Source organism: Glacieibacterium sp., assembly GCF_965200405.1.
Classification (GTDB): Bacteria; Pseudomonadota; Alphaproteobacteria; order Sphingomonadales; family Sphingomonadaceae; genus Glacieibacterium.
In genome coordinates, this window is record NZ_OZ241356.1 from 1,984,640 (window position 1) to 2,006,457 (window position 21,818).

A 21,818-nucleotide genomic window follows, 5' to 3' on the forward strand; every position below is an offset into this window, starting at 1 on the left:
CGCTCGAATATCCGCCCCCAAGGGCATTTAGCCGTGCTGCACCTGCGATGTCCAACCTTCCATCCGCGCCGCTCGCCTGCTACCCGCGCAGCGAACAGTCGAAAGGCAAATTATGCAGGTTACGATGATCGGCGCGGGCTATGTCGGCCTCGTGTCGGGCGCATGTTTCGCGGACTTCGGGCACGACGTCGTCTGCGTCGACCTCGACCAGGGCAAGATCGACCGCCTGCACGCCGGGATCATGCCGATCTACGAGCCCGGGCTGGCAGAACTGGTCACCGGCAACGCCCGCGCCGGGCGCCTGACGTTCACCACCGACCTCAAGGCGGGTATCGCCAACGCCGACGCGATCTTCATTGCGGTGGGCACGCCGTCGCGTCGCGGCGATGGCCATGCCGACCTCAGCTATGTCCATGCCGCGGCCAAGGAAATCGCCGCCGCCGTGTCGCGTTATACCGTCATCGTGACCAAGTCGACGGTTCCGGTCGGCACTGGCGACGACGTCGAGCGACTGATCCACGAGACCAATCCAGACGCCGACATCGCCGTCGTCTCCAACCCCGAATTTCTGCGCGAGGGTGCCGCCATCGCCGACTTCAAGCGGCCCGACCGCATCGTCATCGGCACCGAGGATGCCCGCGCCCGCGCCGTGATGACGGAGCTGTACCGCCCGCTGTTCCTCAATCACTCGCCGCTGCTGTTCACGTCGCGGCGTACGGCGGAGTTGATCAAATACGCCGCCAACGCCTTCCTCGCGATGAAGATCACCTTCATCAACGAGATCGCCGACCTGTGCGAGGCGGTCGGGGCCAACGTCCAGGACGTCGCCCGCGGCATCGGCCTCGACAACCGCATCGGCTCCAAGTTCCTGCACGCGGGGCCCGGCTATGGCGGCAGCTGCTTCCCCAAGGACACGCTGGCGCTGGTCAAGACGGCGCAGGACTTCGGCTCGCCGGTGCGGATCATCGAGACGGTCGCGGCGGTCAACGACCAGCGCAAGCGCGCCATGGCGAAGAAGGTCATCGCGGCCTGCGACGGCGACGTGCGCGGCAAGACCATCGCGATCCTCGGCCTGACCTTCAAGCCGAACACCGACGACATGCGCGACAGCCCGTCGATCGCCATCATCCAGGCGCTCCAGGACGCCGGCGCGACCATCCGCGCCTATGACCCGGAGGGCGTCGAGCAGGCCAAGCTGATGCTCAAGGACGTCCACTACGCCGCCAACCCGTACGACTGCTGCACCGGCGCGCATGCGGCGGTGCTGGTCACCGAATGGGATGCGTTCCGCGCCCTCGACCTGGCCCGCGTCCACGGCCTGATGGCGTCGCCGGCGATCGTCGACCTGCGGAATGTCTATCGCCCCGACGAAGTTCGCGCGCGCGGCTTCACCTATGACAGCGTAGGGCGTTGACCCGCGCCGCCTCCCTCCGTATAGCCGCCGTTCCGCGCCGGGAGTCGTGGGTGAGTGGCTGAAACCAGTAGTTTGCTAAACTGCCGTACTGAGTAATCGGTACCGAGGGTTCGAATCCCTCCGACTCCGCCAGAACTTGATCGACCAGACGGGACGGGCGCCACGCGGGGCGACTCCTCCCGGATGGTCGCGGCGGCCGCCAGCCTTTACAATCGCAAGCGGAGTGTCGTCGCCGCCGACGGACTCAGCAGCAACTGCAGCCGGTCAGGATCGAGCCGCACCACGGCGCGGACGCTCGGGCTCGACGTGGCTGCCGCGTCGAACGTCCCGGCGACGCCATCCGCGAGCAGGCGGTTGCCGCACAGCGACAGCGTCGTCGCGCCGGCTTGGCGCAGCATGCCGAGCAGGTCTGGAGCGGGGGTCGCTAGCGCCGCCCGGATCTCGCCCGCGATCGCGTCGGCGACCGGGCCGACGACCACCTGGATGCCGCCGCTCGCCAGCTTGAGGACGCCGCGCGAGCCCAGCGCCTTCAGCCGCGCCTCGTCGATCGCAGCGTCGCCAAGCACCAGCCGGAGCCGCGTCGTACAGGCATCGACCGAGCGCAGATTGGCCGCCCCGCCCAGCGCCGCGATGAACTGCGTCGCCCGGTCACCGACCACCGCGACGCCGGCCTCGGCCTCCTCGTCGATCTCACGCCCCGGCGTCTTGAGGTCGAAGCGCCGGATGAACCAACGGAACGTCGCATAATAGATGCCGAAATAGGCGAGCCCGACCGGAAACAGCAGCAGCGGCCGGGTGGCGAGCCTGAAATTGAGCAGATAATCGAGGAGCCCTGCCGAGAAGCCGAACCCGAGCTTCACGCCCAGCGCATCCATCACCACCATCGACAGGCCGGTCAGCACCGCATGGACGGCATAGAGCACCGGCGCCAGGAACATGAAGCTGAACTCGATCGGCTCGGTCACGCCGGTCAGCGCCGAGGTCAGCGCCAGGCTGAGCAGCATGCCGCCGACCGCCTTGCGCCGCTCCGGCCGGGCCGAGCGATAGATCGCCAGGCAGGCCGCCGGCAGCCCGAACATCATCACCGGGAAGAACCCCGCCATGAAGCTGCCGGCTTGCGGATCGCCGGCGAAGAAGCGGTTCAGGTCGCCGGTGGTGCCGTGATAGCTGCCCAGGATGAACCAGGCGATGTTGTTGAGGATATGGTGCAATCCGGTGACGATCAGCAGCCGGTTGAGCGCGCCGTAGACGAACAGCCCGATCGGTCCGGCCTGGACGACGCCGCGCGACAGGCCATCGATCCCGGCCTCCAGCCAGGGAAAGCCCAGTCCGAACAGCGCCGCGCCGGCCAGTCCGGCGAACCCCGCCGCGATCGGCACGAAGCGCCGACCGCCGAAGAACGCCAGATAATCGGGCAGGCGGATATTGCTGAAGCGGTTGTAGAGCCAGCCGGCGCTCAGCCCCGACAGAATGCCCGCCGGTACGCCGAGCTTGGCGAGTTCCTTGCTGCGCCACGCCGCCGACAGGTCGGCGGCAACCGCCTTGGCAAAGCCGACGGTGACTTCCGGCGGCACCGTCAGCAGCGTCTTGGCGCCCTCGACGGTGACAAGATAGGCGACGACGCCGGCCAGCCCGGCGGCGCCGTGATTCTCGCGCGCCAGCCCGACTGCGACGCCGACCGCGAACAACAGGCCGAGGTTGGCGAAAATCGCGTTGCCCGCCGCCGCGACGAAGGCGATGTCGAGCAGGTCGGGCTGGCCGAGCCGCAGCAGCAGCCCGGCGATCGGCAGGACGGCGATCGGCAGCATCAGCGCCCGACCGAGCGGCTGGAGACGCGACAGCATCAGGCGGCTTCCTCGATGACGGCAGGCACCAGGGCGCGAACCTCGGCCGCCGAGGCGCAGGCGAGGGCGCGGACCGCGAGGTCGCGGCAGTCGGTCAGGTGCAATCGGCGGACGGCGGCCTTGATCGCGGGAACCGCGCTCGGAGTGACCGACAGCTCGGTGACGCCCAGCCCGATCAGGATCGCCGCCGCCGCCGGGTCCGACGCGACTCCGCCGCAGACGCCGAGCCAGCGCGCGTGGCTGGTGGCACCCTCGGCGGCCAGCGCGATCAGGCGCAGCACGGCGGGGTGGAGCGCATCGATGCGACCGGCGGTGGCTGGATTGCCGCGGTCGCAAGCCAATGCATATTGGGTCAGGTCGTTGGAGCCGACCGACAGGAAATCGGCGACGGCAGCGATCGCGGGTGCCAGCAACGCCGCCGCCGGTGTCTCGATCATCACGCCCAATTGCGGCCGGTCTTGGCGACCGACTGCCAGCATCGCCCGGTCGAGTGCGGCGCCGACGGCCAGCAACTCCGCGGGCTCGACGACCATCGGTACCATGATCCGGCACTGGTCGCCGGGGACGCCGCGCAGGATGGCGCGCAGCTGGACGTCGAGCAGGTCGGGTCGGGCGAGGCTGAAGCGCACGCCGCGCGCGCCGAGCGCCGGATTGTCCTCGTGCGGAAACGGCAGATAGGCGACGGGCTTGTCGCCGCCGATGTCGAGGGTGCGGACGATCAGCGGGCGGTCGCCGAGTGCGGCGGCGATGGCGCCATAGGCCCGGCATTGCTCGTCTTCGCCGGGCGCTTCGGCGCGGTCGAGGAACAGGAACTCGGTGCGCAAGAGTCCGCAGCCCTCGCCGCCGTTGGTCACGGCCAGCCGCGCGTCCTCGACCGACGACAGATTGGCGAAGACCTCGATGCGCGTGCCATCGGCCATCCGGCAGTCTGCCTGTGCGGTCTCGACGTCGACCGCGTGACGACGCCGGCTGCGGGCATGGCGGTCGACGGCCGACGCCAGCGCGGCGGGGTCGGGGTCGAAGTCGAGCCGCGCGGCGTCGGCATCGAGGATAACCGTCCGACCGTCCGGCACGTCAAGCACGGCGGCACCGACCGCGACCAGCATCGGCACCCCGGCGGCAGCGGCAAGGATCGCGGTATGCGAGGTCGGCCCGCCGTTCACGGTGACGATCCCGGCAACGCGGCGGAGGTCGAGCGCCATGAATTGCGAGGGCAGGAGGTCGTCGGCAAGGATGACGGCATTCTCGGGAAGCGCGGGCAGGGCGCCGGTCGCCGATGCCGGATAGAGTTCTGAAAGCAGTTGCTGCTCGAGGTCGCGCAGGTCGGCGATCCGCTCGATGAGCCTGGCGTCGCCGGTCGCTTGCAAGGTCTCGGCGACCGCGGCGGTCGCCAGTTGCCACGCCCTGCCTGCCGAGCGGCCTTGCGCGACATGGCTTTGCGCTGCGTCGACCAGCGCCGGGTCGTCGAGCATGGCGCGGTGTGCCTCGGCGATCTCGGCCCCGACACCCGATGCAGTAGCGAGGCGCGCGGTCAGCGTCGCCAGCGCCAGTTCGAGGGCTGTGCGCTCCTGCACCGGGCCGGCACCGTCAGCCGGCACCTCAATCGATGCCGCGGCAAAATGGACCGCGGAGCCGATTGCCAGACCGGGTGCCGCTCGAACGCCGCCCAGGATCGTTCCCTGCGGCGCGACCACCAGAACGGCGGCCTGGACGACCGGCTCGGAATGCTCCGCCTCCGCCATGCCGCCGAGGATCAGGGTCGCGATCGCCTCGACCGCGGCGGCTGCGCTGGTGCCGCTGGCCCGGATCGTCAACTCGTCGAGATGCCGGACGCCGAGCGCCATGATCGCGACCATGCTGCGGCCGGCGGCGGTTCGGCCATGCGCTTCGAAGGTCAGCGTCGCATCGTGCATCCTCGACGCGGCGACGAGCCTGGCGGCGGGGCGGGCGTGCAGGCCGTGCGCCAGTGGCACGACGATCGATCGGGTCGTTTCGTCATCGGCCCGGGCGGTGTCGGTGACGATCTGCCCGGCAACCGAGATCTCGAGCAGCGGTTCGCCGAAGCCAATCAGGCGGTCGCGTACGAGCAGGCGAACGGTCGCGCCCTCGCTGGTGACGATGATGGGGGTGACCAGGCTGACGGCCCGTCGCGCGACGCTGTCGAGGTCGAAGGCCAGCAACGGCGCACCGGCGTCCACGCGCTCGCCGGCGGCGACCAGTGCGGTGAAGCCGTCGCCGCCAAGGCCGACCGTCTCCAGCCCGACGTGGATCAGCAGCTCGATACCGCCCTCCAGCCGCAAAGTGACGGAGTGCAACGTCGGGGCGACCGCGATGACGGTGGCGGCGGCCGGGGCGCGGACCAGTCCCTCGATAGGCTCGATTGCGATGCCGTCGCCCATCATGCGCTCGCCGAACACCGGATCGGGCACCTCGTCGAGCGACGACGCCCAGCCGGACAGCGGCGCTCCAAGGACCAATGTCGTCAAGGCGCCGGCACCAGCCGCACCGCGGCGACCGCCCAGATCGGGTCCGGCCCGCGGGCCGTGTAGGTTATGTACAGGTTCGCCGGAGCGCTGCGGCGGGGCAGGGTGGCGCGCAGGGTGGTGACGCCGGGGTTCTTGACGGCCGGTGCGAGCGGCAGGACCGCCAGCCGCTCACCGTCGCAGCCGTCGCGAACTTCGAACTCGCCGGCACCGGTCGCGGGGGCGCGGAAGGCGATGGCGTCGCGGTCCTTGCCGACCTGGTAGTTGAAGGGGATCTGCCCGACGTCGAGCTCGATGCGCTGCGCCGACTGGACCGGTGCCTTGTCCCAGCGCCAGCACGGCGCGAGGATATCGACGAGGAAATGCGCGCGCGGCCCGGCGGCGGGATAGTCGTCCTCGAGGCCGAGCGCGAGCTTGCCCTGGCAGGTGGCGAGCTCGGTGCCGGTGCGCGAGAACTCGGGGACGGCCACGGTATCGGGCGTAAACGCCACGTTCGAGGCGCGGGTCAGGCCGAACGACCGCAGGCGGTCCATCTGCCCCGCCGCGCGGCGGGCGAAATCGGCATAGTCATGCCCCTGCAGCTGGGACCAGCCAAGCTCGGCGATGGCCAGTGTGCGGGGAAAGGCCTGGTGCTCGACCCGGGCCTCGCTGCGCATGTGCTCCGCCCAGAGCGTGCCCTGCAGGCCGAGGACATGGTGGCGCTGGTCCGCCGGGATCGACGCGGGCAGCGGGTCGAAGGCGTAGACGTCGGCGAGGCTGACGACGGTGGCGCGCCCGATCGGCTCGCGCTTCGGCGATGCCTCGATATTGTCGAAGTACAGTGTCGGCGCGGCGGCCAGGATGGTGTCGTGCCCGGCTGCCGCCGCCTTGGTCGCGCCCTCGACGCCGGTCCAGGCCATGACCGTGGCGCTCGGCGGTACGGCGCCTTTCAGGATCTCGTCCCAGCCGATCAGGGTGCGGCCGTGCGCCGCCAGGAAGGTGCCGATGCGCGCCACGAACCAGCCCTGCAGCGCCTCCTCGTCGGCAAGGCCCAGCGCCTTGATCCGCGCCTGGATGCGCGGGTCGGCGCGCCATTGATCCTTGACCGCCTCGTCGCCGCCGATGTGGATGTAGCGGCCGGGGAACAGGTCCATGACCTCGGTCAGGACGTTCTCCAGGAACGCAAAGGTCCGGTCGTCGATGTTGTAGAGGTAGGGGAAGACGCCCCAGTCGGACTCGATGCCGGGCGGTGGCTTGGGTCCGACGCCGAGTTCGGGATAGGCGCGGATCGCCGACAGGGCATGGCCGGGCATCTCGATCTCGGGGACGATGGTGATGCCGCGAGCGCTGGCGAAGGCGACGATGTCGCGGATTTCCGCCTTGGTGTAGACGCCGCCGGTGCGCGGCAGGGGCGGTGCCGGGGCAGCGCTTGCCGGGACGCGCCAGCCGCCGACCTGGGTCAGCCGCGGATAGCGGTCGATCGGCAGCCGCCAGCCTTGGTCGTCGACCAAGTGCCAGTGCAACCGGTTGAGCTTGTTGAGCGCCATCCACTGGATCATGCGCTTGATGAAGGCCGGTGACTGATAATGCCGGGCGGAGTCGAGCATCATGCCGCGCCAGCCGAAGCGCGGCGCATCGCGGATCGTCACCGCCGGGATCGTGCGCGGGCCGGCGAGCTGCCACAGGGTCGTTGCGCCGTAGAGCAGTCCTGCGTCATCCTGGGCAGTGATCGTCGCGCTGCGACTGTCGACGATCAGCGCATAGCCCTCCGCCGGGCCATCGGCGGCGCGCACGAAGCGGATCGTCGCGGTGGCGCCCTCCACGACAGTCGGGGCGTGGCCGGTCGCACGCTGGAGCATTTGCACAAGCTCGGTCGCGGCGCGGCGGGCGCCCGGATCATTGGCCGGCACCCCGATGGTGATGCGCCCACCCAGCACCAGCGTGCCGGTCCCAGGTTCGACCTGCGCGGGACGGGGCAGCAGCGTCGACAGGTCGGCCAGCGCCGGGCTGGCGGTAGCGAGCAGCAGGGGAAGGGCCAGCCTGGTGATCTTCATGCTCGCCCTTCCCCCAAGTCGCATCCGATCAATAGCGCAGTCGGACGCCGAAATAATACTGGCGGCCGTTGTCGTAGATCGCGCGGGGCCGGTCGCGGGTGCCGGCATACTGCTCGATCTTGTTGTTGGTCAGGTTGATCGCGTCGGCGGTCAGCGAGGCCCATTCCGTCAGCTTGAAGCTCGCCGAGGCATCGAGCGATTCCGTCGCGCCCTGGTTGAGCGGCGTCGCCCGGTCGATGTTGATGAAGAACGCCGAGCGATAGTTGTACGACAGGCGGACGCTGGCGGGGCCCTTCTCGAAATAGCCGGTGACGTTGAGCGAATGCTTGGAGTTGCCCGGGATCGGGTCGCCATTGTTCGATTTGGCGTCGGAGTAGGTGTAGTTGACGATCGCTCCGAAGCCGCCCCAGATCGGCCGCGAGACCTGCAGCTCGACGCCCTTGTTGGTGCCGCCCGCGCCGTTCGACCGGCGGTTCACGGCGAAGGTGCAGTTGTACAGATTGTCGGGCACCGTCGTCGACGTCGTCGAGCACAGCGACAGGTTCGGCGTGGAGGTCTGCACCGGGAAGACCTCGGTCGTCGTCGTGTTGACGATGTAGGACAGGATGTCCTTGTAGTAGAACGCCGCGGCGACGATCGTGTCGCGGTCCGGGTACCATTCGATCGACAGGTCATACTGGTTGGCGCGGTACGGCTTGACGCTGGGGTCGCCACCATCGGCGGTCAGCGAGCCGGGGTTGAGGCTGACGCGCGGTACGATGTCGGTATAGTCGGGGCGCGCCATGGTGCGACCGGCGGCGAAGCGCGCCACCAAATTCGGCACGATGTCATAGCTCAAATTCACGCTCGGCAGGACGTCGGTGTAGCTGCGCTTGTCCTCGACCGGCGTGAAATTGCCGAAGGCGTTGGTCACCGAGCCCGGGCCGCCGGTGCCGACGACGTTGCCGCGGGTCAGCTGGTCGGTGCGGATGACCCGCAGGCCCAGGTTGCCCCGCCAGCCCTCGCCGCCGAACTTCGCCATCGCATAGCCGCCATAGGTCTTCTCGTTGATCGAGTAGTTCTCGGGCGGGTTGATGATGCGGTTGGCGGTGGCGCCGGGGACGCCGTTCAGGATCGTGCTGAGCTTGGACTGGTCGACCTGGAAATAGCTGGTCAGCGTGCCCGGCAGCGCGATGCTATCGAGGAAATTGTCGGGCGTCAGCTCCCCGGCGAACGACGCCGAGGTGCACGGTCCGCCGCAGCCGGCCGCAGCGAGCGGCAGGTAGAAGCCGCCGTACGTCGTCGCCAGGAAGCGTGTCACCCGGTCGTGATCGGTGAACTTCGCGCCGACCTTCAAAGAGTTGACGACGCCGAGGTCGAGCGCCTGCTCGTAATCGACATAGGCATATTTCTCCTTGTCGGTGTTGGTCACGCGGTGGAGCGAGGCGAAGTCGAAGATCAAATCATTGGGATTTTTCGGATCGACGCCGGTGAACTGGACCTGCGGCGCCTTGCCGGTCAGGTCGTAGGTGAAGCTGCCCGGCGCGCCGCCCTCGTAGAAGGGCTGCGACGCGGTGTTGCCGTGCGCCTCGGTATAGCCGCCCTTGAAATGCACCGTCGCGGTGTCGTTCGGCCGCCAGATCGCATCGAAGTCGGCCGAATAGGTCTCGGCATACGCCTTGCGCTGGATCGCGTCGTAGACGACCGCTCGGCCCCCCGGGGTCGAGGTCACGGTGCCCTTGACGACGGTGCCGTTGGTCACCGTGGCGTTGGTCAGCGTTCCGCCGCCGCCGAGCGCATTGGCACCCCAGGCGAGGTAGTTCTCGTTGAGATTGTTGGCGTTGAAGCGCGAATACAGCCCGGTGACGTTGATCTCCAGCGTGTCGCTCGGCTTGAACTGCAGGCCGATATTGCCGCCGTAGCGCTCGCGGTTCTGCTGGAACAGCGACGAGCCGATCAGCGAGGGTACCTGCGCGCTGCCCGTCGACGCACCGACGGGCGTGAAATAGCCGAGCACCTCGACGCCGTCGCGGCGGGTCTGGCGCTTTTGATAGACGCCGCCCAGCAGGATGCCGAACGTCGCGTCGGGGTTGTGCCAGCTGACCAGCGCCGAGCCTTGCGGGTTCACCTTGTCGGCGAGTTCGGAATAGACGCCCTGCAGCGAGCCCGTCACTTCCAGCGACTTCAGGTCGAGCGGGTTGCGGGTGTGGACGTTGATCGTGCCGCCGATGCCACCCTCCTCGACGTCGGCCTGCGGGCTTTTGTAGACGTCGAGCTGGCCGACGATATCGGCGGGCAGGGTCAGATAGTTGAAGCTGCGCGTCGCCGACAGCTGCTCCAGGATGAACCAGTCGGCGGTCGCCACCGCATGGCCGTTGAGCAGCGTCTTGGTCAAATTCGGCGCCGTGCCGCGCAGCGAGACGCGCTCGCCCTCGCCGAACTCGCGGTTGATGACGATGCCGGGGACACGCTGCAGCGCTTCGGCGACGTTGCGGTCGGGGAACTTGCCGATGTCCTCGGCCGAGACGATGTCGCCGACGACGCTGAGCTTGCGCTTGACCTCGAGCGACTTGCTGATCGACTCGCGGTAGCCGGAGACGACGATGTCGTCGGGGCGAATATCGTCCTGGGCGCTCGCCGCTGCTGCGGCCGGAGCCGGTGCAGTCGATTGTGCCTGCGCCGTGCCGCACCAGCCGATCGCCGCCAGGACGCTCGCCGTGCCGATGAGAGTTTGCTTGATTGTCATCCCCGGGGTTCCCCTTGATTGCGGTTCGCAACAAGCAATGCCAATGCATAACCAATCGCGGACCAGTGACCAGACCATCTTCCAGACATTTTTGCTCGTCAAGGGGTGGAATTAATTGTTTCTGGGAGTGTCACGTTTTTATCGCTATGCAGTGGTCTTTGATTGGTCCTATACAGCCGGTGGCTAGACAGGGGGCGGCAAACCGATGAGCTTGGCGAAACAGATCGGCGCGATCGACGCGCAGGGACGTGCGCCGCTGTATCATCGCCTGCAGGACCGCCTGCGCGGCGCCATCGAGAATCATCAGCTCAAGCCGCTCGAGGCCCTGCCGCCTGAGCGCGACCTCGCGGCAGACTTTGCCGTATCGCGAATCACCGTCCGCAAGGCGCTCGACGGACTGGTCGGCGAGGGCTTGCTGACCCGCCGCCAGGGTGCCGGGACCTTCGTTGCGGGACGGGTCGAGAAGCAGTTCGCCAAGCTGACCTCGTTCTCGGAGGACATGGCGGCGCGCGGCCGGGTGGTACGGAGCGAATGGCTGACCAAGGCCGAGGGCTCGGTCACCCCCGACGAATCGCTGACCCTTGGCTTGAGCCCGGGAACGCGCGTCTACCGCTTCGCGCGGGTGCGCTACGCCGACGACCTGGCGATGGCGCTAGAATATTCGACGATCGCCGGCTATGGCCTGCCCGGCCTCGATGCCGTCGACACCTCGCTGTACGCGGCGCTCGAGGCAGCCGGGAATCGCCCGGTCCGCGCCCTGCAACGCCTTCGCGCCGTATTGTTTTCGGCGGAGCAGGCGCAGCTGCTGGGGATCGAAGTCGGCGCACCCGGCCTGTTCATCGAGCGGCGTGCCTTCCTGGAGGATGCCCGGACCGTCGAGATGACGCATAGCTGGTACCGCGGCGACGCCTATGACTTCGTCGCGGAGCTCAACGCCTCATGAGCCTGGTCGCTGAATCGACGCTGATGTTCGCCGAGGCGGCCGACGCCGGGCGGATCATGCAAATCCAGCGTGCCGCCAATCGCGAGCGCATCGCGGCGCTGGTGGCGCAGTTGCGGGCCGAGCCGCCGCGCGCCGTGCTGACCTGCGCACGCGGCAGCTCCGACCATGCCGCGACCGCCGCCAAATATTTGATCGAGACCCGGCTCGGCCTGATGGTCGCCTCGGCCGCGCCGTCGGTCAGCTCGGTCTATGGCGGCAACCCGGCGTTCGACGGGATGGTCTGCCTCGCCCTGTCGCAATCCGGCAGCAGCCCCGATCTGCTGGCGACGGTCGCCGCGGCCAAGGCGGCAGGCGCCACGACCGTGGCGCTGGTCAATACCGAGTCCTCGCCGCTTGCCGCGCTGGTCGATCGGGTCATCCCCCTGCATGCGGGTGCCGAGATCAGCGTCGCCGCGACCAAGTCCTACATCGCGACGCTGGCGGCGGTGCTCGACCTGGTGGCGACGTGGAGCGACGATGCGCAGCTTCAACAGGCACTGGATGCGTCGCCCGAGATGCTGGCCGCAGCCTGGCAGCTCGACTGGTCGCCGATGGTCGAGCGCCTGCGATCGGCGCGTGGCCTGTTCGTTCTTGGTCGCGGGCCGGGGCTGGGCGTGGCGCAGGAGGCGGCGTTGAAGTTCAAGGAAACCTGCGGACTGCACGCCGAGGCGTTCAGCGTGGCCGAGGTCCGCCATGGTCCGATGGCGTTGATCGGGCGCGATTTTCCGGTGCTGGTATTCCGCCAGTCCGACGAGAGCTACGCCGGCACCACGGAGTTGATTGGGGAGCTGGTGGCGCGCGGCGGCGACGTGCTGGTCGCGGGCGGCGATCCGTCCGGCGGCATCCAGCTGCCGGGCATCGACGCACATCCGGCGATCGAGCCGATGTTGCGCATCCAGAGCTTCTACCGTGCCGTCAACGCGCTGTCGGTCGATCGCGGCTTCGATCCCGACCGGCCGCCGCACCTCGCCAAGGTCACCGAGACGGTCTGATGCGCCTGGCTATCCACAATGGTCCGATGGCGATCGACGGCGGCATCGTCGAGGGTCGCGCCGTCATCGTCGAGCAGGGCCGGATCGCGGCCATCGTCGATGCGGCGGACCTGCCCGGCGACATTCCCCGCCACGACCTCGACGGCCTGATGCTGGCGCCCGGCTTCATCGACACTCAGGTCAATGGTGGTGGCGGCGTGCTGTTCAACGACGCGCCGACGGTGGAGACGATCGCCACCATCGCCGCGGCGCACCGGCGGTTCGGCACGACGGGCCTGTTCCCGACGCTGATCAGCGACGACCTGGCAGTCGTGCGCGCCGGTGTCGCCGCGGTCGATGCGGCGATTCTGGCGGGGGTACCCGGCATCCTGGGCATCCATATCGAGGGGCCGTTCCTCAACGCTGAGCGGCGCGGCATCCATGATGCGGCGCGGCTGCGCGAGCTCGACGAGGACGGCATGGCGACGGTCACCGGGCTGCGCCACGGCCGCACGCTGCTAACGCTGGCGCCCGAGATGACGACGTCGCGAATGATCGCCCGGCTGGCGGCGGCGGGGATCGTCGTCGCGGCGGGCCATACGGCGGCGACCTATGCCGAGGCACGTCAGGCGCTCGACCACGGCCTCACCGGTTTCACCCATTTGTTCAACGCCATGTCGCAGCTCGGCAACCGCGAGCCCGGTGTCGTCGGCGCGGCGCTGGAGGATGACGCGAGCTGGTGCTGCATGATCGTCGACGGTCATCACGTCGCGCCGGCGACGCTGAAACTGGCGCTGCGCTGCAAGGCGGCGGCGAAGTTCGTGCTGGTCACCGATGCCATGCCGAGCGTCGGCACCGACGTCGGCAGCTTCGTCCTGCAGGGCAAGGTCATCACCGTCGACGGCGACGTCTGTGTCGATGCGGACGGCACGCTGGCCGGCGCGCACCTGAACATGGCGGCCGCGGTTCGCAACGCCGTCCGCCTGTTGTCCCTGCCGCCCGTGACGGCACTCGAAATGGCGAGCACCAATCCGGCCGCCTATATGGGCCTGTCGGCGACGCGGGGCCGGATCGCGACAGGGCTGCAGGCCGACCTGGTCGCGCTCGATCCGTCGCTGCAGGTTGTCGGCAGCTGGATCGGCGGAGACTATGCGTCGTCGGCGCGCTGAGACAACGGGCTCAACTAGACTGCCGCGAAACCACTACCGGCGTTCGAGGTGCAGTTCAAGCGATTACCGTTGTTCTACAATCCGCTAGCCCGCGTGATGTGGCGCGCAAGAACATCTTCAGGCTGCGCCGGGCGCCGCTCCGGCCCAAGTGTTCGTTCTCGGAATAGACACTGGACAAGGCGGCGAATCCATCGACGAATTGCGCGATAACTGCTATCGAACGGCGGATATCGTGAAAGGTATCGTTGATGCCCACACTATCGGCACCCGATCTCGATGGCCTAGTGTTTCGCTCCACCGACGAGGGGCCGGGTTTGCATGTATTGCTGGTCGGCGTCAGTAAATACCCGCACCTGCTCGACGGCGACCAACCTTCACCCAACGCCCGGGGGTTGCGGCAGCTCGATTGCGCGGCGCGTACGGCGATGGAGATCTATGGCTGGCTGACCAGGCCCGACACCACCCTCGGCCATCCGCTGCGGACCGTCCGCATCCTCGCCTCGCCGTCGGAGGCGGAGTTGATAACGGCCCCCGACCTTGCCGAAGCGATACCCGCGACGCGCGCCAACCTCGAGATCGCGGCGGTCGCCTGGCGGGACGATGCCGCCAAGGACCGCGACGGCGCGACGCTGTTCTATTTCGCCGGGCACGGCATCCAGCGCACCCGCGGGGACTCGCTGCTGCTGCTCGCGGACTTCCTTGGTGCCGGGCCGATGCTGGCGCGCAGCTTCGATCTCAGCTGCATCTACGACGGCATGGCGGAGCCCGACTTTCCCGATATCGCGCAGACCCAATATTACTTCGTCGACGCGTGCCGCACCGACCTGCCCGACGTTCAAAAGCTTGCGAATGCCTCGGCGCCGGCGCTGTGGGACGTCACGCTGGGCGGCACCGACGAGCGCATCGCACCGATCTTCCACGCTGCGACCGCCGGCAAGGTCGCCTTCGGCTCGACCGTCCCCGGCGAGGTTTCGGCGTTCGGCAAGGACCTGCTCGCCTGCCTGGGCGGGGCTGGGGCGGAGAATGTCCGCGGTCCCAACGGCCGGGCCCGGTGGGAGGTGACGATCGGCACGCTCGCCAATGCGCTGCCGGTGCTGATCCGCGACGCCGACCAGCCGCGGGGGCGCCGGGCACGGAGCTTCGGACTCGACAAATGGACCGACATGGACGCGACCATCACCGTGCTGCCCGACGCACCGACGGTCGATTGCCTGCTCCAGCTTTCGCCAGCCGGGGCGGAGGCGTGCATATCGGTGGACCTGACGCTGGGCGGTGGGCCGTATTGCTTTACCGCGCCGCTCGACAACCCGCACGCGTTCAAGGCCAAGGCGGGCGGCTATCTGCTCCGCACCAGCGTCTTGCCCGACGCGACGCTGACATTCGCGCCGTTCGAGGAGGTCGTCACCGTGCTGCCACCGCGCTTCACCCACTCGGTCTTCCTGCAATGACCGAGGCGGCCTATCGCGCCGGCGATCCCTCGCGCCTGGAGAACCTGCCGGTCGAGCTGCGGTCCGAGGATTTCGCGCTGATCGCCCGGGCCACGGTGTCGACCGTCGCCGCGACGCTCCGCAACGTCTCCGACGACAATGTCTACCTCAGCGTGACGCTGCCGGACGGGGCCAAGGTCGGGCGGATGATCAGCTGCGTCGACGAGCCGGCGCGCTCGACCGAGGACATCGAGACGATGCTCGCGAAGCTCGGCTCGGTCTCCGCCTTCCTGCACGCGGAGGAGGCGGAGGCGGCGCACGAGGCCGATGCGGACGTGCGCCACGGGATCAGCTGCACCCCCATCGCGGGCGTCGAGGGCACGGCGTTCCGCGGCGCCGCCCTGTACCGCGGCACCGGGATGGGCGCGCACGATCCACTGCCGCTGCCGGGCACCGCGGTCGCCGGCCTGAGCTTCGTGCGTGCCAAGGACGCGCCCGCGGCGACCGTGCAGATCATGCCGTCGACCGGCGACTCGGCGAACTTCGTCCTGCCGCGCGGTGCGACGATCCGCGTCGTCGCGGACGGGGAGGACTGGATCGCGGTCAGCATCGCCACCGGCATCACCACCGCGGACGACATCATCCGCCTGCGCGCGGGTGGGCAGGTCGACGACGTCGCGGCCTTGCTGAGGGGCCTGAAGGCGACCGATGCGGCGAGCTGGATGGAGACCAACCCGGCGGCGGGCGTGGTGCTGGGGTACGGCCTGCTGCGCGCCGATACGCCCGAGGCGATGGATGCGCCCTTTGCCAACGCGCTGTCCCGCTGGCCCGACGATCCCGACGCGCTGATCATCGCCGCCGAGGTCGCGGCACGGCTGGGGCGGCACGAGGAGGCGATGGCGACCTACCAGGCGGCGGTGAAGTGTGGGCTGCCGGCCTATAACTTCGGGCTGAACTATGCCGCCGATCGCCTGCGCGCCTATGGTCCGCGCCAGGGTGGTCCCGAGATCACGGCCGAGCTGAAGACCCGGCTGGAGGCGGCGCTGCACCGCGTCTACCCGTTCGCCAACCAGCAGGAGAGCAGCGTGCTGCTGACCTGCTACACCGGCACCAATCCGACCTCGCCCAGCGTCGGCCACGGCTAGCCGAGGCGCAGCTTCACCGCCGGGTCGCCGAACAGCACATAGTTGCGGGCGTCGTCGCGCTGGATCCACAGCCGCGCCAGCCCGTCGTCGTCCGCCTGGGGATCGCGCAGCCGCTCGGCGATGGCGGTCGAGACCGTCGCCCATTTGAGGTTGAACCGGTCGAGCGCGCTGCCCGCTCGCCGCCCCAGCATCAGCGCGAACATGATCTCGCGGAAGCCCTGGTTCTGCGCGCCGCCGGATGGCGTCTGGAAGCTGTAGGCAAAGGCGCGGTCGATGTGCGCGATCACCGCCAGCGGCCCGCCCGCCGGGTTGGCCATCAGCGCCTGGGGCAGCCCGGCAAAGCCCGGATGGTCGGCGATCCGCCGCCCCTGGCCGCCCGCATCGCGGAAGGTATCGACCGCGCCATAGCCCCCGCCATAGCAGGCGAACAGCAGGTGAATCGTCCCGAAGCCGGCCGCCGCCGCGGGCACGTCGGCAGCGCCGAACCAATAATCGGGCTTGAGCGGCCCGGTCCCCGGTCCCGGCCATTCCTGGCAGACCAGCGCGCCCTGGTTGGCCGGCAGCCGCGCATCGTCGGCTGCGAACTCCATGCCGTGGCCACCGGTGAACAGCAGCGCCGGCGGTCCCCCGGCGCGCGCCCCGGTCAGCAGGTCGAGCAGCGCCGTCTTGGTCGCATCGTCGCCGAGCAGCAGGTCCCAGCTGAACTGGTTGAGCGGCGCGCGCTTCGACAACGGATCGGCGACATGCGTCTGGAACAACTGCGTCGCCGCGTCGAAGTCATGCCGCGGTGCGAACATCGCCGCGCGCCGCGCCACCGGCTCGGTCGCCGTCTCGTAGCGCACGACATTGGCGGCATAGGCGCCATAGTCCGCGGCCTGCGCAAAGTGCAGCCGGCCGCACGCCCAGTAGAGGTCGAGCCGGTACTGGAAGTCGAGCGGGATCGTCTCCGGCCCACCGACGATCACCAGGAAGTAGGGAACCCCAAGCTCGGGATCGACGAGGTCGAGCCCGACCCCGCGCCGTGCCAGCCAGGCTTCGGCGGTGTCGCCGGGCTGGTAACCATCGTCGCCCTTGAACAGCTTGTAGTGCTTCCCGGCCTCGGCGCTGCGCCGGTCGAGCAATGGGCCGAGCGCCGCCTCGATGGCGCCGGCGTCGGGATCGTCGCGCGCGAACACCACGCCCCAGCCGGCATCGCCCAGCGCCTCCTCGTTGATCTCGATCACCGCGCCGAAGGTCGCCGAGGCCATCCGGCGATTGAGCTCGGCCTGACCGCCCGGGTTGCTCCGCGCCGCTCGCGCCAGCGCCTGCAGGTCGACCGGCGGCAACGTCTCGCCGGTATCGGCGGACACGCCGAAAGACGCGATCTCGGCGGACGCGCCTGAGGACGCGGGATCGGCCGGCGGCGCGGTGTCGGGCATCGTCGAATTCCTCGGGCTCAGGTGGTGGCGGCGGCGCTCCACACCAGGTGCGCGACTTCGGGACCGTCGATGTCGCTGTGCGCGCCGGAAAATCCGCCGCCCTTCCTGATCGCCGAACTCGCCTCGACGTTGACGACGCGGCCGGCGACGAAGTCATAGGGCTGGCCGGCAGGCAGGATCGACATATCGACCGCGTCGGCAATACCCTGCGCGCCGAATGCCCCGACCCCGCCATAACGCGGCAGCTCGATGCCGAAATCGACCTGTCCCGCGACCCGCGCGCCCAATGGATAGAAGGAGCCGACGGCGCGGTCATACCGGCTGCGCGTCGTCACCATCGGCCCGGTGACCGCATGCTCCGACAACAGCTTGTGGAAATAGCCCGCGCTGCCGGGGTCGAACGGCATGCGCGCGCAATAGGCCCAGAGCGACAGCGCGCCCTGCACGAGCACCAGCGAAGACACTTTGGCGACCGGCGCGCCTGGCGCTCCCGCCACCGCGGCCGACGCGGCGATGCAGCCGAAGCTGTGTCCCATCAGGTGGAGCCTGGCGCTGGGGAAACGCGCCGCCAGGCTGGCGAGCAGCGCGTGGAACCCGGCCTCGCCGACCGTCCGCCCGCGCGCCTTCATCTTCCAGAACGACAATTGCCGCAGCGGCCCGAGCAGCCCACCCCAGCCGATCGCACCAAAGGCCGCCGGGTCGGCGCGCAGCGCCTGGTAGCTCGCCTCGGCATCGAACGGCGGGTTGTCCTCGCCCGGCGGTGCCTCGGGTCCGTCGGCCGGCAATTCGGTCAGCAGCGCATCGAGCGTGTCGTATGCGGCGCGCACCGCGGCCGGCAGCACCGGCGGCGCGGTGTCGTTCTGGGCGTGGCGGATGACCACCGCCAGGGCCTCGCGCAGCCCCGGTCGCTCGCCGAGCCGCGCGACATAATCCTCGACCAGATTGTCGACCGCATCGACGGCAAAGCTCGTCGCGGCCGAGATTTCCTCGTCACCCCAGGGCAGGCTGGGCCAGTGCAGCCCGATCCACAGCGGGCGGAAGCCATCGGGGCGCTTCGCCTCGACCAGTTGCCGGCTCGGGGACCGCGCCATGGCACCGAACCAGCTGTCGTACTGGCTGATGGCGGCGGGCACGTCGCCTTTCCAGCCGTGCACCTCGAAGAAGATATCGGTCGGCTCCGGCGCATCGGCGGCGAGGATGGCGCTCGACAGCAGCCCGCCGCCTTCGTTGCGTTCCTGGCCCGCCGCGTCGAAGACGATCAGCGCATACTGCTCGCCGGAACCCGGGACCTGTTGCATCGGCATGTCGTTCAGCCGGCCTTTTCGGGCAACAGGATCATGCCGTGGCGCAGCAGCACCGGGTCATCCCCGGCATGGCTCGCATCGATGCCGAAGGCGGTGTCCGCCCCCGCCTTGACGCCGGTGACGTGCCAGCGTCCCTCGTCGAGCCCGATGGCGAGCAGCTTGAAGCCGAAGGTCAGCGGCGTGACGCCGGCATAGGTCACCGTGCCTTCGCTGCCGACCGTCGCGCTGATCCCGGCATTCGCGCCGAGCACGCCCTTGATCTCGTCGGCATCGACCTTGAACTCGCCGCCGTCGGAACGGCGTGCGGTGACGTTGAGCTTGTCCGACTTCAGCACCTCGGTGATGATGAAGCCATCGGTATGGTCGTCCATGAAGAAGCGTTCGATCACCGGGTTGCCGGTATCGGCACTGCCGGCGGCAAGGAAGTTGCCGACTTCGAGCGGCGCCACCGCGATCGACTGGACGTTGCTGAAGCCGAATTCGAGGGTCGCGGCGTTACGATACGCGGCGTCGAGGCCCGCGCCCGCATGGAAGGTGCTCAGCACGCCCTTGAGCAAGGTGAGCCCGGCGGACAGTTCCAGCGAACTGGTCTTCTTGCCTTCGATCTCGGCGACGGGCTGCGGCGCGCGAAGTTGGGGCACCGGTCGCGAGGACGTCCAGAGCTGATCGAGCCGGCCGAGCCATTCCATCGACCTGCCGTCGCGGCCAAGCAAGTCCAGCGGTTCGATGCCGGCGCGCGGCAAACGAACGACGTTATAACCCTTGTCATTAAGCAAACTCAGGGTCTTGTCGCGACATATCCCCATGGATTACCTCCGATGATGCAGCAGAAACAAGCAACTCGACTCGCGACCTGAGTTAGCAGCGCTATATCGTCTTGGCGTCTGCATGTTTCTATTTCGACTGTGCAATGTCAACGTGATTTCTGTTACTATCGCCGAGTCCAGCGCAGCCGGACATGTGCTGGCGAAGGAGACGTCGCATGACCAAGGACGAGTTCGATGAGGGTCGGGCAGGTTCCGACAGCTCGCCCGATTTGCTCAGCTACGGACTGGGCGACCGCGAGGCCGAGCAGGTCATGGCGGACCAGCCCGAAATCGTCGCGTTCGGCGGACAGGTTCCGGAGGTTTCGCAGGACGCCTTCGACCTGATCGTCCGTCACGAGACCGGTGGCCGGGCTTTCTACGAAAAAGTCATTCATGCCCGGCCGGTGTGGCCGGGGGAGTCTTCCGGGGTGACGATCGGCTTCGGCTATGATCTCGGTTATGTCAGCGAGCAGGAGATGCGCACCGACTGGGCCGCGCTCGGCGGCGCCGCGCTCGACCGGCTGGCGGCGGCCTGTGGCAAGCACGGCGGCAAGGTCCCCGACGCCGCCCTGAAGGCGCTGACCGCGTCGTTGCGCGACGTCACCGTGCCGTGGGACCCGTCGCTGGACCTGTTCCACCGCCGGACGCTGCCCAAGTTCGCCGCCATGACCGCGGGCGCGCTGCCCAACGTCGACCGGCTGACGCCCGACTCGTTCGGCGCGCTGGTCTCGCTGACCTTCAACCGCGGGCCGTCGTTCAGCACGGCGCGCAAGTCGACCGACACCATCGACCGCTACCGCGAGATGCGAGCAATCAAGGTGGCGATGGCCAACCAGTCGTTCGCGCTGATCCCCGACCTGATCCTGGCGATGATCCGCATCTGGCGCGGCACCGGCATCGAGACCGAGATGACCCGCCGCCGTCGCAACGAGGCGGCGCTGTTCGCGCATGGCCTGGCGCCCACCGCCGGCCCGTTCGTGCCGAGCTTCGGCCTGCTCGACGCTGGGCCTGCCGCGATCGAGGCCGGCGCGACCAGCGGCAACGACGACGAGAAGTTCGAGGATGGCAGCGAGGACGACGCGGTCGATACCGAGGTCGCGTTCAGCACCGCCGCCTCGACCGCCGCCGTCCGCTGGGCCTCCGACGACATCGCCCCCGATTATGCGCATCTGGTCGAGGCGCTGCCGCAGGGCACCTCGTTCCGGCTGACGCCCGCCATGCTGGAAGCGTTGGCGCGGGCCAATGGTTTCGTGCTGCCGGCGGGCAAGGTCCTGTTCGGCTTGCGCGGCTGCTCGGTGCTGGGCGACGCCAGCGAGTTCGCCGCCGAGGTCAAGCTGCGCGACCTGCGGCCCGACCATCAGACGGCGCGCTGCGTCCTCGGCGTCTGGGACCGCGCCGCCGGGGCGATCGCGGCTTTCCCCGGATCGACGGTGCCCAATGCCAAGGCGGTGGTCGACTGGTTCACCAAGCAGAACCAGGGCAATTTGCTGCCGACCGGGCTGTACGGCTATGTCGTCGGCGTCCACAACAGCAAGCCCGGCTGCTTCCTGCTGCGCAAGCCCGACGGCGAGCGGCGCAAGGTCGTCGTGCGGCGCAGCACCGCCGACCTGAGCTATTCGACCGACGACATGGTCGACCCCTGCACCCCTGGCGACAACATCCACCCGACCTTCTTCAGCACGCCCGCGGGATTTTCGTCGGTCGGCTGCCAGGTCGTCGTCGGCTCCGCCACCCCGGCCGGCGAGCACCGCGGCCCGTGGGCGATCTTTCGCAAGGCGGCGGGCCAGGTCGGCAGCTCGGGCGATCCCGGCACGCCGTTCGGCTATATGCTGCTGACCGGGGCGGAGGCGGCGCTGGCAAGCAGTGGCACCGCCCCGCGCCGGTTGCGCTATGGCTCGAGCGGCGACGCGGTGCTGCGGCTCCAGCAGCGTCTCGGGCTGGACGGGCCGGACGGCAATTTCGGCACCAACACCGCGGTCGCCCTACACGCCGCCCAGCGTCAGCGGCAGGGCGGCCGGTCGGACGGGATCTTCACGCCCGAACTCGACCAGCAGCTTGGCTGGAAGGTGTTCGACCCGGCCTGATCCCGCCCGGCGT

General features: G+C 69.0%; 14 protein-coding genes and 1 tRNA gene. 8 read left to right on the forward strand and 7 right to left on the reverse strand.

The features are described 5' to 3' along the window. Positions 1-112: 112 nt before the first annotated feature. Together ACOFKW_RS09335 and ACOFKW_RS09340 are read left to right on the forward strand one after the other, a co-directional pair. Positions 113-1,414, forward strand: a complete 1,302-nt coding sequence (locus ACOFKW_RS09335; RefSeq protein WP_419813879.1) for a UDP-glucose dehydrogenase family protein — start codon at positions 113-115, stop codon at positions 1,412-1,414. A 40-nt stretch (positions 1,415-1,454) separates the two neighbouring features. Beyond that, positions 1,455-1,546 (forward strand) — tRNA-Ser (locus tag ACOFKW_RS09340). Between the two features lie 74 nt (positions 1,547-1,620). Here ACOFKW_RS09340 and nagE read toward each other — a convergent pair. Genes nagE through ACOFKW_RS09360 form a run of 4 tightly spaced genes read right to left on the reverse strand, consistent with a single transcriptional unit; the run spans position 1,621 to position 10,499 of the window. Next, positions 1,621-3,258 carry an N-acetylglucosamine-specific PTS transporter subunit IIBC gene (gene nagE, locus ACOFKW_RS09345; RefSeq protein WP_419813880.1) on the reverse strand — a complete coding sequence of 546 codons (1,638 nt, stop codon included), beginning with the start codon at positions 3,256-3,258 and terminating at the stop codon, positions 1,621-1,623. Then, on the reverse strand, positions 3,258-5,744 hold the full coding sequence (ptsP, locus tag ACOFKW_RS09350; protein ID WP_419813881.1) for a phosphoenolpyruvate--protein phosphotransferase: 2,487 nt from the start codon (positions 5,742-5,744) through the stop codon (positions 3,258-3,260). The genes nagE and ptsP overlap by 1 nt, the downstream gene beginning before the upstream one ends. Then, a complete protein-coding gene (locus tag ACOFKW_RS09355) occupies positions 5,741-7,774 on the reverse strand; it encodes a beta-N-acetylhexosaminidase (RefSeq protein WP_419813882.1) in 2,034 nt (677 codons plus the stop codon). The genes ptsP and ACOFKW_RS09355 overlap by 4 nt, the downstream gene beginning before the upstream one ends. Before the next feature lie 28 nt (positions 7,775-7,802). Next, entirely contained in the window at positions 7,803-10,499 is a 2,697-nt protein-coding gene (locus tag ACOFKW_RS09360; protein ID WP_419813883.1) for a TonB-dependent receptor, read from the reverse strand. A gap of 205 nt (positions 10,500-10,704) precedes the next feature. On the opposite strand from ACOFKW_RS09360, the gene ACOFKW_RS09365 reads away from it, so the two are divergent. The 5 genes from ACOFKW_RS09365 to ACOFKW_RS09385 all read left to right on the forward strand — a co-directional run bounded on the left by ACOFKW_RS09365 (position 10,705) and on the right by ACOFKW_RS09385 (position 16,193). Further along, a complete protein-coding gene (locus ACOFKW_RS09365) occupies positions 10,705-11,442 on the forward strand; it encodes a GntR family transcriptional regulator (protein ID WP_419813884.1) in 738 nt (245 codons plus the stop codon). After that, on the forward strand, positions 11,439-12,473 hold the full coding sequence (locus ACOFKW_RS09370) for an SIS domain-containing protein (RefSeq protein ID WP_419813885.1): 1,035 nt from the start codon (positions 11,439-11,441) through the stop codon (positions 12,471-12,473). The genes ACOFKW_RS09365 and ACOFKW_RS09370 overlap by 4 nt, the downstream gene beginning before the upstream one ends. Continuing rightward, positions 12,473-13,621 carry an N-acetylglucosamine-6-phosphate deacetylase gene (gene nagA, locus ACOFKW_RS09375; protein WP_419813886.1) on the forward strand — a complete coding sequence of 383 codons (1,149 nt, stop codon included), beginning with the start codon at positions 12,473-12,475 and terminating at the stop codon, positions 13,619-13,621. The genes ACOFKW_RS09370 and nagA overlap by 1 nt, the downstream gene beginning before the upstream one ends. 248 nt (positions 13,622-13,869) lie before the next feature. Continuing rightward, a complete protein-coding gene (locus tag ACOFKW_RS09380; RefSeq protein WP_419813887.1) occupies positions 13,870-15,069 on the forward strand; it encodes a hypothetical protein in 1,200 nt (399 codons plus the stop codon). Next, a complete protein-coding gene (locus ACOFKW_RS09385; RefSeq protein ID WP_419813888.1) occupies positions 15,066-16,193 on the forward strand; it encodes a hypothetical protein in 1,128 nt (375 codons plus the stop codon). Before ACOFKW_RS09380 ends, ACOFKW_RS09385 begins: the two co-directional genes overlap by 4 nt. Here the strand turns inward: ACOFKW_RS09385 and ACOFKW_RS09390 are convergent. The 3 genes from ACOFKW_RS09390 to ACOFKW_RS09400 are packed head-to-tail and all read right to left on the reverse strand — an operon-like array spanning position 16,190 to position 19,691. Beyond that, positions 16,190-17,611, reverse strand: a complete 1,422-nt coding sequence (locus ACOFKW_RS09390; protein ID WP_419813889.1) for a hypothetical protein — start codon at positions 17,609-17,611, stop codon at positions 16,190-16,192. The genes ACOFKW_RS09385 and ACOFKW_RS09390 overlap by 4 nt on opposite strands. 17 nt (positions 17,612-17,628) lie before the next feature. Further along, entirely contained in the window at positions 17,629-18,909 is a 1,281-nt protein-coding gene (locus ACOFKW_RS09395) for a hypothetical protein (RefSeq protein WP_419813890.1), read from the reverse strand. An 11-nt stretch (positions 18,910-18,920) separates the two neighbouring features. Then, the gene (locus ACOFKW_RS09400) at positions 18,921-19,691 is read right to left on the reverse strand and encodes a hypothetical protein (RefSeq protein ID WP_419813891.1); all 771 of its coding nucleotides are present in this window, start codon (positions 19,689-19,691) and stop codon (positions 18,921-18,923) included. Positions 19,692-19,897: 206 nt separating this feature from the next. Here ACOFKW_RS09400 and ACOFKW_RS09405 point away from each other — a divergent pair, with 206 nt between their 5' ends. Continuing rightward, positions 19,898-21,805 carry a hypothetical protein gene (locus ACOFKW_RS09405; protein ID WP_419813892.1) on the forward strand — a complete coding sequence of 636 codons (1,908 nt, stop codon included), beginning with the start codon at positions 19,898-19,900 and terminating at the stop codon, positions 21,803-21,805. Positions 21,806-21,818: the final 13 nt, after the last annotated feature.

Excerpts from the sequence above, each read along its gene's own strand:
- ACOFKW_RS09380 (WP_419813887.1), top strand. The coding sequence starts at position 13,870 with ATGCCCACACTATCGGCACCCGATCTCGATGGCCTAGTGTTTCGCTCC.
- nagA (WP_419813886.1), top strand. The coding sequence starts at position 12,473 with ATGCGCCTGGCTATCCACAATGGTCCGATGGCGATCGACGGCGGCATC.
- ACOFKW_RS09405 (WP_419813892.1), top strand. The coding sequence starts at position 19,898 with ATGACCAAGGACGAGTTCGATGAGGGTCGGGCAGGTTCCGACAGCTCG.
- ACOFKW_RS09365 (WP_419813884.1), top strand. The coding sequence starts at position 10,705 with ATGAGCTTGGCGAAACAGATCGGCGCGATCGACGCGCAGGGACGTGCG.
- ACOFKW_RS09390 (WP_419813889.1), bottom strand. The coding sequence starts at position 17,611 with ATGCCCGACACCGCGCCGCCGGCCGATCCCGCGTCCTCAGGCGCGTCC.
- ACOFKW_RS09335 (WP_419813879.1), top strand. The coding sequence starts at position 113 with ATGCAGGTTACGATGATCGGCGCGGGCTATGTCGGCCTCGTGTCGGGC.
- ACOFKW_RS09385 (WP_419813888.1), top strand. The coding sequence starts at position 15,066 with ATGACCGAGGCGGCCTATCGCGCCGGCGATCCCTCGCGCCTGGAGAAC.
- ACOFKW_RS09395 (WP_419813890.1), bottom strand. The coding sequence starts at position 18,909 with ATGCAACAGGTCCCGGGTTCCGGCGAGCAGTATGCGCTGATCGTCTTC.
- ACOFKW_RS09360 (WP_419813883.1), bottom strand. The coding sequence starts at position 10,499 with ATGACAATCAAGCAAACTCTCATCGGCACGGCGAGCGTCCTGGCGGCG.
- nagE (WP_419813880.1), bottom strand. The coding sequence starts at position 3,258 with ATGCTGTCGCGTCTCCAGCCGCTCGGTCGGGCGCTGATGCTGCCGATC.
- ACOFKW_RS09370 (WP_419813885.1), top strand. The coding sequence starts at position 11,439 with ATGAGCCTGGTCGCTGAATCGACGCTGATGTTCGCCGAGGCGGCCGAC.
- ACOFKW_RS09355 (WP_419813882.1), bottom strand. The coding sequence starts at position 7,774 with ATGAAGATCACCAGGCTGGCCCTTCCCCTGCTGCTCGCTACCGCCAGC.